The following is a 13,349-nucleotide window of genomic DNA, read 5'->3' as shown; positions in this document are numbered from 1 at the left end:
AGCCCGGCGACACGTCTGAACGACCAAGCACCTGCTGAGCGAGGCCCTGGAAGTCCCCACCCAGAAAGCAGGCACGAAGATGCGGCACCCGAAGCGAATAGTACGAACATCCGTTTCCGGTCGGAAGGTGAAGCTGGCGACGGCGGCCATGCTGCTGGTGGCCACCACCCTGGCGGCCTGCGGCGGCGGCCAGGACGACGGCGCGAAGACGAGCGCCCCCAAGGCACCGGCGACCATCCCCGAGCTCACCAAGGACCCGCTGACCCTCAGCTTCATCTGGTTCGACTGGCCACCCGCCCACGCACTGGAAGCCTTCGCGAACGCGGAGTACAAGAAGGAACGGCCGAACGCGACCGTCAAGGTCAACACCGTGCCGAACGCGAACTGGCACGACGCGATGTTCACCCAGTTCGCCGCGCGCAAGACCGACTTCGACATCGCGATCCTGGACTCGCAACACATCGGCGAGGCCGTGACGAACGGTAACATTCTCGACCTCACCGACTTCGTCAAGAAGAACATCGACGTCAAGGCCTACGACCCGTACCTTCTGGCGGCCTACGGCCAGTTCCCCCAGGCCGAGACCGGCAAACGCGACGAGAACGCCAGCCTGTACGGGCTGCCGCTGCTCGGTGACACCTGGACGATGATCTACCGCAAGGACCTGATCGGCGACAAGCCACCGCAGACCTGGGACGAGATGATCTCCGTCGCCGAGAAGTGCCAGGCGAACAACCCCGGCGTCAGCGGGCTGGCCTTCCACCAGGCCAACGGCTCCGACGCGGCGGCCGTCACCTACAACACGGTCAACGGCGTCTACGGCGGCAACCTCTGGGACGCCAAGAAGCGCAAGATCGATGGCGTCCTCAACGACGCTGCCGGCCATGAGGCGATGGACGTCCTGGTCAACAAGATGAAGCCGCTGACCGCCAAGGGCTCCGGCAACTGGTTCATCGACGAGGTGAACGCGGCGGTCGCCCAGGGCAAGGCATGCATCGGGTTCAACTGGATCGCCGCGAGCGGCGGCCTGCTGGATCCGAAGCAGTCGAAGCTCGGCACCACCCGGGAGCAGATCCTCGACAAGCTGGGCTTCGCCACCCTGCCGAGCCAGAAGACGAACCTGGTTCCGCTCGGCGGTATGGGGATGCACGTGTCGGCCTACTCCCCCACGGCGAACCAGGCCGAGGCCCTGAACTTCATGCAGTGGTTCGAGCGGGCCGACGTCCAGAAGAAGTGGGCCGCGGCTGGTGGCGTGCCGTCGCGTACGGACGCCCTCCAGTCGCCCGAGTTCCTCAATGCCGGGCCGTTCAACCAGGTGTACACCGACTCGGTGCCGCGGATGCGGGACATGTGGAACGTGCCCGAGTACGCGCGTCTCGTCGACATCGAGAACACAGGCGTGAACGCGGCCCTCAACGGCGCGAAGAAGCCGAAGGAGGCGCTCGACGACATCGCCAGGGAGCAGCAGGGCGTGCTCGACTCCAGCAACCGCAAGGGCGGCGGCGGGCTGTGAGTGACCCCATCCCCGTGCCGACCGACCACCCCGGGCAGGTGGCGTCCGCGACGCCGCCTGCACCGGGGCGGTCCCGCCGCCGGCTGGGCGACCGCGGGCTCGCCGTCGCCTTCATCTCCCCCGCGCTGCTGCTGTTGCTCGGCATGTCGGTGTTCCCGTTGCTGTGGGCGTTGTACCTGTCCTTCACCGACTACTCGGCCACCCGCGGCGGGCCCGCCCGTTTCGTCGGCTTCGGCAACTACACCGCCATCCTGACGTCGGCGCAGGTCCACCAGCGGGCCCTGACGACATTGATCTACGTGGTCGGCGCGGTCGCCCTGCAGACGGTGCTCGGTTTCGCCATCGCCTACCTGATCTCCCGGCGTACGCACGGGCGGGGGCTGCTGACCACCCTGTTCCTGGTGCCGATGATGCTGTCGCCGGTCGTGGTCGGGCTGTTCTGGCGGTTCATGCTCGACGCGCAGTTCGGCGTGGTCAACAGCATGCTCGGCTCGCTCGGGCTGGGGCAGGTGGAGTGGCTCACCCGGCAGCGGACGGCGTTGGTCTCCCTGATCATGGTGGACACCTGGCAGTGGACGCCGTTCATCATGCTCATCGCACTCGCGGGCCTCACCGCGGTGCCCAGGTACCTGTACGAGGCCGCCTCGATCGACCGCGCGTCCGAGTGGTTCCGGTTCCGCACCATCACGCTTCCACTGGTGTGGCCGCTGCTGCTCATCGCCGTGTTGTTCCGGGCCATCGAGGCGTTCCGGCTGTTCGACCTCGTCTACATCCTGACCAGCGGAGGGCCGGGTGTCTCCACCGAGACGTTGTCGTTCCACGTCTACAAGGTCGCGTTCCTGGGCTTCAACACCGGCACCGCCTCGGCGTACGGGATCCTCATGGTCCTCGTCGTCATCGTCCTCACGCAGCTCTACCTGCGTTACCTGAACAAGCTCAAGGAGGACTGATGGCCGTCTCCGTCGACGAGGCCGTGGCCGCAGGTCCTGCCCCGGACCCCCGGCCCCCCGCGCGCCGCTCCGGCGGCCGGGGCCGGGGCCGGTCCGCGCTGGAGGTCGCGCTGCTGACCGTGCTGGCCGTCGTGATGCTCTTCCCGGTGCTGTGGATGATCGAGACCTCCATCAAGGAGAACCGGGACGTCTACGCCGTACCCGCCGAGTTCTTCGGCTTCACTGTCACCCTGGACCACTTCAGGGACGTGTTCGTCGCCTCCGGCGGCGGACGCTCGGCCCTGTCCGGCTCGTTCCTCAACTCCGTCGTGGTCGCCGGGGTCTCCACGGTGCTGGCCACCGTGCTGGGGGTGCCGGCGGCCTGGGCCTACTCACGCTTCACGTTGAAGGCCAAGAAGGACCAACTCTTCTTCGTCCTGTCCACCCGCTTCATGCCGCCCGTGGTGGTCGTGGTGCCGATCTTCCTGATGTACCGCCAGGTCGGACTCATCGACACCAAGCTCGGCCTGATCCTCATCTACGCCGCGTTCAACGTCCCGTTCACGATCTGGATGATGAAGGGGTTCGTCGACGAGGTGCCCGCCGAGTACGAGGACGCCGCCATGCTCGACGGCTACACCCGGCTGCAGGCGTTCTGGAAGTTCACCCTCCCCCTGCTCCTGCCCGGCATCGCCGCGACGGCGGTCTTCGCCCTCATCTTCTCCTGGAACGAGTTCGTGTTCGCCATCTTCCTCACCTCCAGCGACAGCGTGCGTACGGCCCCACCCGCCATCGCCGGCCTCATCGGTGGCACCACGGTGGACTGGGGTCTGGTGGCCGCCGCCTCGGTGGTGTTCGCGCTACCGGTGCTCGTCTTCGCCTATCTGGTGCGCAGGCACCTCGTCGCCGGTGTGACGCTCGGGGCGGTGCGACGCTGATGGCAGCCATCGAGGTGACCGCCCTGCACAAGCGCTACCCGGACGGCACGGTCGCGGTCGAGCACGTCGACCTGTCCATCGGCGACGGTGAGCTGTTCGTGATGCTCGGCCCCTCGGGGTGCGGCAAGACGACCACGCTGCGGGCCATCGCCGGCCTGGAGAGGCAGACGACCGGCGACATCCGCATCGGCGACACGCTGGTCAACGACCTGCCGCCCGCCGAGCGCGACATCGCCATGGTGTTCCAGTTCTACGCGCTCTACCCGCATCTGCGCACCCGCGACAACCTGGCGTTCCCGCTGCGGGCCGAGGGGCTGCCCAAGCCGGAGGTGCGCGCGCGGGTCGAGGAGGCCGCCCGGCTGATGCGGCTCGGTCCGCTGCTGGACCGGCGGCCACGCCAACTGTCCGGCGGGGAGCAGCAGCGCGTCGCACTCGCCCGCGCCCTGGTGCGACGACCGCGCGCGTTCCTCATGGACGAACCCCTCACCAACCTGGACGCGGAGCTGAGGGCGGACATGCGTACGGAGATCAAGCACCTCCAGGGAGAGCTGGGGGCGACGATGGTCTACGTCACCCACGACCAGGTCGAGGCGATGTCGCTCGGTCACCGGATCGCCATCCTCAACAAGGGCCGCGTCGAGCAGATCGGCACGCCGCTGGAGGTCTACGACCGTCCGGCGACCCTCTTCTGCGCCGCGTTCATCGGCTCCCCGCCGATGAACCTGATCGAGGTGGAGGTGGCCGACGGGGAGCTGCGCGGTCAGGGCGGACTGGCCCTCACGCCACCGCCGGGCCTGCCGCGCGACAGTCGTCTGGTCGCCGGCGTCCGGCCGGAGGCACTGGAGGTCACCGCACCAGGGGCGGAAGGTTCGGTCCCGGCCCGCGTGGTCTCGGCGGAGTGGCTGGGTGACGAGATCATCTACGTGGTCGACCACGACGGCCGACGCGACGTACGGGTGCGGATGCCACCGACCGTCCGTTTCGCCGCCGACGCACCGGTCGGGCTACGGCACACCGGCGGGACCCCGGCGGTCTACGACGTGCGCACGGAAGAGCTGGTGGCCTGATGGGAACCGTGGCAGCACACGGGCTGTGCAAGTCCTTCGGCAAGGTCCAGGCCCTGGACGGGGTGACGCTGGACGTGCCTGACGGTTCGTTCTTCGTCGTGCTCGGGCCCTCCGGGGCGGGCAAGACGACGACCCTGCGGGCGATCGCCGGCCTGGACAAGCTCGACGCCGGGTCGGTGCACCTGGACGGCCGGGACGCGACCGGTGACACCCCGGCCGCACGCGACCTGGCCATGGTCTTCCAGAACTACGCCCTCTACCCGCGACACACGGCCTACGAGAACATCGCCTCGCCGCTGCGGGCACGCCGCTGTTCCTCGCGTGAGATCGCCGCCGCCGTCGAACGGATGTCGAACCTGCTGCACATCGAACGGCTGCTGCAGCGTCGTCCCGCGCAGTTGTCGGGCGGCGAGATGCAACGGGTCGCCCTGGCCCGGGCGCTGGTCCGCAGCCCGCGCGCGTTCCTCATGGACGAGCCGCTGACGAACCTCGACCTCAAGCTCCGCATCGAGATGCGCACCGAGCTCACCCGCATCCACCGCAGCCTCGGAGCGACCTTCGTCTACGTGACAAACGACCAGGTCGAGGCCCTGGCCATGGCCGACCAGGTCGCGGTCCTCAAGGCGGGGAAGGTGCAACAGGTCGGCACGCCGACCGAGGTGTACGAGCGTCCCGCCAACCAGTGGGTCGCCGGATTCGTCGGGAGCCCACCGATCAGCCTGCTCGCCTGCCACGCCGAGGGAGATCGTCTGGTCAGCGCGGAGGGTTGGACGCTACCGCGGCCCCGCTGGGCCACCGCCGAGGACGGTCGTGCGCTGCTGCTTGGCCTGCGTGCGGAGGACCTGTCCGTCGAGCAGCGTGGGGACGCGTCGTTGTCGGGGGAGCTCTACGGGCTCGAACCGCTCGGTGACCGCACGGTGGTCGACGTCCGGGTGGGAACGAAGATCATCAAGGTCAAGGCACGACCCACCGTCACCGGTACGCCGGGCGAGCGGGTGCGTGTCACGGTCGACCTGGACCGTGCGCACCTGTTCGACGCGGGCACCGGGCTGTCGCTGTCCGAGGCCGGGCGGTAGCCGCGCCGTGCGGCGACGGCGACCTGCGCCGGCACATCACCACGAGGATCACAGGAGGCGACGCGATGAGTGACCCGATCAACGTCCTGGCCCCCGAGCACCGGCGGCTCCGGATCGGCGACGCCTGGCGCGACGCCGCAAGCGGCGCCACCTTCGCCGTCGAGGACCCGGCCACCGGCAGGACCATCGCCGAGGTGGCCGACGCCGACGTCGTCGACGGGCTCGCCGCCCTGGACGAGGCGGACAAGGCAACGACGGGGTGGGCGGCGACCCCGCCGCGGAAACGGTCAGAGCTGTTGACCGCGACGTACCGGGCACTGACCGAACGGTCCGAGGAGATCGCCCGGCTGATCACGCTCGAGATGGGCAAGCCGCTCGCCGAGGCGCGGGCGGAGGTGACCTACGGCGCCGAGTTCTTCCGCTGGTTCGCCGAGGAGGCGGTACGCGTCGAGGGGCGCTACAGCACCGCTCCCGCAGGTGGATACCGGATCCTCACCGTACCGAAGCCGGTCGGACCGTGCGTCTTCGTGACGCCCTGGAACTTCCCGTTGGCCATGGGTGCCCGCAAGATCGCTCCGGCGCTGGCCGCGGGCTGCACGACGATCACCAAACCGGCGGCCCAGACGCCACTGACCATGCTGCTCCTGGCCCGCCTCATGGAGGAGGTCGGGGTTCCCCCGGGCGTCGTCAACGTGGTGACCACCAAGCGGGCCGGCGAGGTGGTCTCCGCACTGCTGGCAGACGGTCGGACCCGCAAGCTGTCGTTCACCGGGTCGACCGAGGTCGGGCGCGTGCTGCTCCGACAGGCTGCGGACAACGTGCTGCGTACCTCCATGGAGCTTGGCGGCAACGCGGCCCTGATCGTGTGTGCCGACGCCGACCTGGACGTCGCGCTCGACGGTGCCATGGTGGCCAAGATGCGCAACATCGGGGAGTCCTGCATCGCGGCCAACCGGATCTACGTCGAGGAACCGGTACGCGAGGAGTTCACGGCCCGCTTCGCCGAGCGGATGGGCGCGCTGTCGGTGGGCCACGGTCTCGACGACGGCGTGGACGTCGGGGCGTTGATCGACGAGGCGTCGGTCACCAGGATCGACGAGCTCGTCACCGACGCGGTCGACCGTGGCGCCCGGGTCCTGGTGGGCGGCGCGCGTCCGGACGGGCCGGGCCACTTCTACCCGCCCACGGTCGTCGTCGACGTACCCGAGGATGCGCGGATGCTGAAGACGGAGATCTTCGGCCCGGTGGCGCCGGTCATCTCGTTCACCTCCGACGACGAGGTGCTGGCGAGGGCCAACGACACCGAGCACGGCCTGGTCGGCTACGTCTTCACCCGTGACCTGCAGCGGGCGCTGCGGTTCGCCGAGGGGCTGGACACCGGGATGCTCGGCATCAACCGTGGCCTGATCTCGGACCCGTCGGCTCCTTTCGGAGGCGTGAAGCAGTCCGGGATCGGCCGGGAGGGATCGCACGAGGGCATCCTCGAATACCTCGACCTCACCTACGCGGCGATCGACCTACCGTGACCGGCCTGCTGCTCCGGGCGTCCGCCCGACATACCGCCGCCGACGCTCCGGAAAGGCACCGACATGCTTGAGACCGTCCGCGGACCACGCCAGCTGATAGTGGGCGAAGGGGTCGCACAGAACATCCCACGAGTGGTGGCCGAGAGCGGCTCGCGAGTCCTCATCGTGACCGACCGGGTTCTGCTGGGGCAGCCGGGCGTGGCCGGGATCGTGGCCGCCGTCCGGGAGAAGGTCGAGGTCGTCGAGGTGTTCTCCGACGCGACCCCGGACGTGCCGCTCACCGATGTCGACCTTGCCGTCGCGGTCGCCGCCGAGGTGGACGCCGACGTGATCCTCGCCATCGGGGGCGGCACGGTGATCGACCTCGCCAAGATCGTCGGCGTCATCCGGCGCCACGGTGGGACGCCGCGCGACTTCTACGGCGAGTCGAAGGTGCCGGGGCCGACGATTCCGCTCGTCGCGGTGCCGACGACGTCGGGCACCGGCTCCGAGCTCACCCCCGTCTCGGTGTTGACCGACCCGGACCGCGAGCTGAAGGTGGGGGTCTCCAGCGTCCACATCGTGCCCGACTTCGCCATCGTCGACCCCGAACTCACCTACACCTGCCCGGCGACGGTCACCGCCCACTCCGGCATCGACGCGTTCTGTCACGCGGTGGAGAGCTACACCGCGCGGCCCCGGGCCCACGGACCGCGCGACCCGGTGGAGCAGGTGTTCCTCGGCCGCAACCCGGTCACCGACCACTACGCGCTCCTGGCCGCGGAGCGGATCGCCCGTAGCCTGCGTCGTGCCGTCAGGAACGGAGGCGACACGGACGCGCGCGCGGACATGTCCTACGGGGCCGTGCTCGCCGGGCTCGCCTTCTCCCACGCGGGCAACGGGGCCCCGCACGCTCTCCAGTACCCCATCGGTGCGGCCACGCACACGCCGCACGGCCTGGGCGTCGGGCTGCTGTTGCCGTACGCGCTGGACGCGGCCAGGGACGCCGTCGGCGACCGGCTGGCCGTCCTCGCCGGGGTGTGCGGGCTCGACGTGACCGACGCCTCGGAGGCCGAGGCCGCAGACGCGTTCCTCACCTGGCTCGACGGGCTCCTCGCCGACATCGGCATCCCTGCGACCCTGGCGGACATCGGCGTGGCACGCGCCGACCTCCCGCGCTTCGCGGAGATGGCCAGTGGCGTCACCCGTCTGATCCAGAACCATCCGGGCCCGACCGACACCGACAGCCTGACCGCGATCCTCGAAGCGGCCTGGACCGGGGAGCGGACCCGACAGCGACAGTGACCGGCCTTACCCGCGGCTTCGCGCAGGTCGTGCCACAGGTGCCAGCTGTCCGCGACAGAGGCCAGGCCCACTGCTTCATCGACGATCGTCACTTGACGCACTGATGGGCGCGGATCTATGGTGTGTCGAATCGATTCGCCGAGCCTGTGCAAACCCTGTCTGAGTTGGGCCTGTTTGCCCGGTCAGCAGTTCGGCCGTGGGCCAACCCCCCGGCGACCGAGCTGACCCGGGCCCGGCACCGTAGCGCGTCACCTCCACATCCGAGGCTCGACGCACGGTGCCGTCGCGGCCAGCGGAATCGACGAGGTGACCGGGGGTGATCCCGGGAGGCCCGCCGCCGAGGCGCAGACCCGGGGAGACGGCGGTCCGCCACACCGTCTCCGCACCGGCCCGCAGCCCGATGTGACATCTCCAGGACAGAAGGAGTTGAAGGTCTTGAAACACCGGTCAACCGCGGCGACCGTGGCAGCCGCCGCGGTCGCCCTCACCATGGCCGCCGGTCTCGCCCTCAGCGGCGGACTCGCCTCCGCAGCCACCAACACCGCCACCCTGGCGACCACCGCCGGCTGCGGAAAGGCGCCCACCCTCACCAGCGGCACCCACACCATCTCCAGCGGCGGCCGTAGCCGCAGCTACATCCTGCGCATCCCCGACACCTACGACATGAATCACCCCTACCGGCTGGTCTTCTCCTTCCACTGGGTCGGCGGTACCGCCGAACAGGTGGACAACGGCAGCACCAGCGGCATCGAATGGTCCTACTACGGACTTCGTGTCGACAAGTACGGCAAGACCAACACCATCTTCGTCGCCCCCCAGGGCATCAACAACGGCTGGGGCAACAGCAACGGCCAGGACCTCACCTTCGTCGACGACATGACCCGGCAGATCGAAAACAGCCTCTGCGTCGACACCACCCAGCTCTTCGCCTCCGGCTTCAGCTACGGCGGTGCCATGGCTTATGCCATCGCCTGCGCCCGCGCCACCGTCTTCCGCGGCGTCATCGTCTACTCCGGCGGCGTCCTCAGCGGCTGCCAGGGCGGCACCCAACCCATCGCCTACTTCGGCATCCACGGTCTCCGCGACGGCACACTCCCCATCTCCGGGGGACGCTCCATGCGCGACCGGTTCGTCCAGAACAACGGCTGTACCCCCCAGAGCCCGCGAGAACCAGCCCAGGGCAGCCTCACCCACATCGTCACCTGGTACACCGGCTGCCGCACCGGCTACCCCGTCGTCTGGGGTGCCTTCGACGGACCACACGCTCCCAACGCCGTCGACGGCTCCGCCGACCCCTACGCACCCGGCGCCAAGTCCTGGACGCAGGCCGAAGTCTGGAAATTCATCACCTCACTCAACGGCGACGGACCCACCACGCCGCCCACGACCGCCCCGCCCACGACCGCCCCGCCCACGACGCCACCACCGGGTAACGGGCAGCAGATCGTGGGCTCCCAGTCCGGCCGGTGCGTGGACGTACCGAACTCGACCCAGAACAACGGCACCCAGGTGCAGCTGTGGGACTGCGGCAGCGCCACCGGCCAGCGCTTCACCTACACCGGGGGCAGGCAACTGCAGGTGTACGGCAACAAGTGCCTCGACGCCAACGGCCAGGGCACCAGCAACGGCACCGCGGTGATCATCTGGGACTGCAACGGCGGCGCCAACCAGCAGTGGAACGTCAACGCCAACGGCACCATCACCGGTCAACAGTCCGGCCTGTGCCTGGACGCCAACGCCGCCAACACGGCCAACGGCACCAAGCTCGTCCTCTGGTCCTGCAACGGCGGCGCCAACCAGCGGTGGAGCCTGCGTACCTGACCGCCACCTGTCCCGGGGCCGGACCCGGTCCGGCCCCGGGACAGGGCATGCGACAGGTCTCGGCCCCGGTACTCGCCGAGAGCGGCGTCGTTCCTGGCCGGCGCCCCGCCGGACGGCCCTCGCTCAGGCCCGACCGTCGAGGGCCGGTGGCCGGTCGTCGAGGGCGTCGAGGTAGCCGGCGAAGCCGTGCGGTGCTCGGCCCTGTCGCCGGGCGCTGGTCCGGACCGCGCAGCCGGCGTCGGTGACGACCCGCATGGCACGCCGACGACCGCGCTCGACGAGGTCGTGGTCCTCGCCGTGGCGCAGGTCGGCGAATCCGCCCAGCCGCTCGTAGGCGGTGGCGGCGCAGCCCAGGTTCGCACCGTGGACGTGCCGGTGACCGGTGCCGGTCAGACCCCGCCGGTACCGGGTCTCGAAACGTTCGCGGACCTGAGTGGATCTGGGCGCCCAGTCGGTGACGCGCACGGTCCCGACCAGCAGGTCGGTGCCGGCACGGGCGTGGCGCAGCTGCCAGCCGCCCCACCGCCGGGGCACCCGGCTGTCCGCGTCGGTGGTGACGAGCCACAGACCCTGCGGGCCGTGCCGCAGCGCGTGCGTCATGCCGGCGGCGCGGGCCCGGCCGACGCTGCGGGCCCGCACCGTCAGCACGACGGCGCCGAGACGTTCGGCGACGGTGGCCGTGGCGTCCCGACAGTCGTCGGCCACGACGATCACCTCCGAGCGCACCGGCAGGTGACGCAGCGAGTCGAGGAGCGAGGTCAGACAGGCGGGCAACAATGCCTGCTCGTCGTGGGCGGGCACGACGACCGCCATCCGGTTCACCACAGACCTTCGGCCTGTGCGACGGATCCGGCCGGCGGCGGCACCCGGAGGAGGACGTCGAGGAGGAAGTCCGCCTCCTCGTGCCGTGCCGTCCGCACCAGGCCGTCCACGCCGGCGAGCAGCCGGTGCACGTCGTCGCCGCCACGTGCGTGCTCGGCCACCGCCGGCCGCCAGTGCACGGCCACGAGCGTGCCGCCGGGTTCGAGCGAGTCCACCGTCCGGGCCACCAGCCGGTCCAGTCCGGCGTCGTCGAAGTAGTAGCCCAGCTCGGAGAGCACGATCAGGTCGAAGCGGTCGGCCGGCCACTCGTCGGGAACGCGCATCCGCTCCACCCGTACGTGCGGCTGGCCCGACAGCCGTTGCCGGGTGGTCGCCACCGGTGCGGCGGCGATGTCGACCGCCAGCAGCCGGTCGCACCGCGGTGCGAGGCGGCGGGTGAGCATGCCCGTCGAACATCCCGGTTCGAAAGCCGACCGGTAATGCCGGCGCGGCAGGCAGGCGACGGTCACCTCGTGCTTACGCTGGTCGTACCAGCGGGTTTCGAAACTCCACGGGTCCTCGGCGCCGGCATACAGGTCGTCGAAGTATCCGGCCGGGGTGCCGCGTGAGGTCATGGTACGAACACCGTTTCGTAGGGACGCGCGAAGCGTGCGAGAACGTTCGGGGGAAGGATCGCGGCGTCGGCGGGCGCCGGCCCGAGCGGCAGGACCTGGCTACGAAAGGCGTCGATCGCCTTCCGCTTGGCCGATCTGGCCACCCCGGTCAGGTCGATCCGGCGCGCACGGTGCCACGGCACGTCGGGATGGTCCGGTCGGGCCCAGTGCCACGTCCACACGGGAAACTCCAGCAGCGTCGTACCGGTACGCCGGCAGGCGACCGCGGCCGCGCGCCCGACCGCCTCGTGGTCCGGGTGGCCGTCGCCGCGCCACGTCGTGACACACCACCGGCCCGGTGCCAGCCGGGTGGTCAATGCGTCGGTGAGCGCCGCTTCGTCGACTCCACCGTCGGGATGCCCGAGATGGTCGATGGCGGCGGGGACGACCCCGAGCAGCCCGCAGGCCGTGACCGTCTCGGCCCGCCGGATCGCCGCCAGCTCCGCCTGCGAATGGACAGTCGAATCCGGATGTGAGGCCTCGCCGTCGGTGACGACCGCGATCTCGACGTCGCCGGCGAGCATCGCGACCAGGCCGCCGACGCCGAGCACCTCGTCATCGGGATGCGGGGCGACGACCAACGGCGGCACCGTCCACGCCCGGTCGTCAAGCGCCAGTTCGGGCCAGCCGGCCGGTGCGGGCCATGCCCGCCAGGTGCCCTCGTCGGTGCCCGTGTCGACGATCGGCCTCACCATCCGGGGTCTCCTGCCGCCGTCACGAGTTCACCGAGATGGGCCAGGTCCGCCTCCGCGTGGCTCTGCCGCAGATACACCGTCAGGTCGGCGACCCGTCGGGCGTGCCGGGCGTCCCGGCACAACGGGCCCGCCCCCAGGGCCCGGCCGACCCGGTCGAGGACCGTGGTGGCGGCCGCCTCGACGGTGGCGCGAACCTGGTGCGCCAACCGGTCCGCGTCGCTGCTGGGGTTCGCGTCGATCTCGTCGGCGGCGGCGAACAGGACGGCGCGGGCGGCGGTCAGGACCGCGTCGACCGCCCCGAGGTGCGCCATGGCGTGCGGGCCGAGGCGGCGGTGCCGCGCCGCGGCGTACAGGGTGTCGGCGATCCCGACCGCCCCGCCGTACCAGCATGCCGCGACGCCGAGCCCGCCGTGCCAGAAGCCCGGCCGCGCGGTGTAGCTGCCGGGTCCGCCCACGGCAACGGCGGTCACGCCGTCGAAACTGACGGTCCGGCTGTCGCTGGCGGCCATGCCGACGGCGGGCCAGGTGTCGGCCAGCGGGGTGACCCCGGCGGAATCGACCTCGACCGCGAACAGCCGGACGCCGTCGGGGGCAGTCGCGGTGAGCAGGGCCCGGGACAGCAGCCCCGCCCCGGAGCACCACGGCCGGTCACCGGTCAGCCGCCACCGGTCGCCGTCCCGGGTCGCGGTGACCGAAGCCGGCACGGCCGCCCACACGCCCCACGGCTCGCGGCGCCACCCAGGATCGATCGTCGTGCCGAGTTCGGCGAGGATCGCCAGGGCGTCGGCGTGCCCCTCCCCCAGCCGGGCCAGCGTCAGGTCGGCGCGACCGAGCTCGACGAAGCGCGACCACCGCTCACCCGTGTGTCCGCCACCGGGTAACGGCAGATCGAGACGTCCGGTGAGCACGGCCGAGCGGAATGCCGCCCCCGGATCCTCACTGCCGGTGGTCACCATCGGAGTCCCGCCACCCGAGACGGCCTCGCGGACCGCACCTGGTGCCCGGCCCCGTCGCCGACAACGGAC

12 protein-coding genes are annotated in these 13,349 nt (G+C 70.6%); 8 read left to right on the top strand and 4 right to left on the bottom strand.

All coding sequences use genetic code 11. The annotated features are described in order from the left end of the window. The first annotated feature begins 127 nt into the window (after positions 1-127). The 8 genes from OHQ87_RS05720 to OHQ87_RS05685 all read left to right on the top strand — a co-directional run bounded on the left by OHQ87_RS05720 (position 128) and on the right by OHQ87_RS05685 (position 10,154). Entirely contained in the window at positions 128-1,513 is a 1,386-nt protein-coding gene (locus OHQ87_RS05720) for a sugar ABC transporter substrate-binding protein (RefSeq protein ID WP_328345585.1), read from the top strand. Further along, positions 1,510-2,463: a carbohydrate ABC transporter permease gene (locus OHQ87_RS05715; protein WP_328345584.1), complete on the top strand. Its 954-nt coding sequence runs from the start codon at positions 1,510-1,512 to the stop codon at positions 2,461-2,463. The genes OHQ87_RS05720 and OHQ87_RS05715 overlap by 4 nt, the downstream gene beginning before the upstream one ends. Further along, positions 2,463-3,380: a carbohydrate ABC transporter permease gene (locus tag OHQ87_RS05710; RefSeq protein ID WP_328345582.1), complete on the top strand. Its 918-nt coding sequence runs from the start codon at positions 2,463-2,465 to the stop codon at positions 3,378-3,380. Before OHQ87_RS05715 ends, OHQ87_RS05710 begins: the two co-directional genes overlap by 1 nt. Then, positions 3,380-4,447 carry an ABC transporter ATP-binding protein gene (locus OHQ87_RS05705; protein ID WP_328345580.1) on the top strand — a complete coding sequence of 356 codons (1,068 nt, stop codon included), beginning with the start codon at positions 3,380-3,382 and terminating at the stop codon, positions 4,445-4,447. The genes OHQ87_RS05710 and OHQ87_RS05705 overlap by 1 nt, the downstream gene beginning before the upstream one ends. Continuing rightward, positions 4,447-5,523 (top strand): ABC transporter ATP-binding protein, encoded by a 1,077-nt coding sequence (locus tag OHQ87_RS05700; protein WP_328345578.1) that lies wholly within the window; start codon positions 4,447-4,449, stop codon positions 5,521-5,523. The genes OHQ87_RS05705 and OHQ87_RS05700 overlap by 1 nt, the downstream gene beginning before the upstream one ends. Before the next feature lie 65 nt (positions 5,524-5,588). Continuing rightward, on the top strand, positions 5,589-7,049 hold the full coding sequence (locus OHQ87_RS05695; RefSeq protein ID WP_328345576.1) for an NAD-dependent succinate-semialdehyde dehydrogenase: 1,461 nt from the start codon (positions 5,589-5,591) through the stop codon (positions 7,047-7,049). Positions 7,050-7,112: 63 nt separating this feature from the next. Then, positions 7,113-8,333: an iron-containing alcohol dehydrogenase gene (locus OHQ87_RS05690; protein ID WP_328345574.1), complete on the top strand. Its 1,221-nt coding sequence runs from the start codon at positions 7,113-7,115 to the stop codon at positions 8,331-8,333. Positions 8,334-8,822: 489 nt separating this feature from the next. Continuing rightward, complete coding sequence (locus OHQ87_RS05685) at positions 8,823-10,154, top strand: ricin-type beta-trefoil lectin domain protein (RefSeq protein ID WP_328348757.1); 1,332 nt, start codon at positions 8,823-8,825, stop codon at positions 10,152-10,154. A gap of 123 nt (positions 10,155-10,277) precedes the next feature. Here OHQ87_RS05685 and OHQ87_RS05680 read toward each other — a convergent pair whose 3' ends face one another. From OHQ87_RS05680 to OHQ87_RS05665, 4 genes are all read right to left on the bottom strand, one after another. Beyond that, a complete protein-coding gene (locus OHQ87_RS05680; protein ID WP_328345573.1) occupies positions 10,278-10,967 on the bottom strand; it encodes a glycosyltransferase in 690 nt (229 codons plus the stop codon). Positions 10,968-10,972: 5 nt separating this feature from the next. Then, positions 10,973-11,590, bottom strand: a complete 618-nt coding sequence (locus OHQ87_RS05675) for a class I SAM-dependent DNA methyltransferase (protein ID WP_328345572.1) — start codon at positions 11,588-11,590, stop codon at positions 10,973-10,975. Beyond that, positions 11,587-12,219 carry a PIG-L deacetylase family protein gene (locus OHQ87_RS05670; RefSeq protein WP_328348756.1) on the bottom strand — a complete coding sequence of 211 codons (633 nt, stop codon included), beginning with the start codon at positions 12,217-12,219 and terminating at the stop codon, positions 11,587-11,589. Before OHQ87_RS05670 ends, OHQ87_RS05675 begins: the two co-directional genes overlap by 4 nt. Before the next feature lie 98 nt (positions 12,220-12,317). After that, positions 12,318-13,277 carry an acyl-CoA dehydrogenase gene (locus tag OHQ87_RS05665; RefSeq protein ID WP_328345571.1) on the bottom strand — a complete coding sequence of 320 codons (960 nt, stop codon included), beginning with the start codon at positions 13,275-13,277 and terminating at the stop codon, positions 12,318-12,320. Positions 13,278-13,349: the final 72 nt, after the last annotated feature.

Source organism: Micromonospora sp. NBC_00421 (genome assembly GCF_036017915.1).
Classification (GTDB): Bacteria; Actinomycetota; Actinomycetes; order Mycobacteriales; family Micromonosporaceae; genus Micromonospora.
Note: the sequence above shows the minus strand (reverse complement) of the source record. Positions and strands in the feature narration are given on the sequence as shown.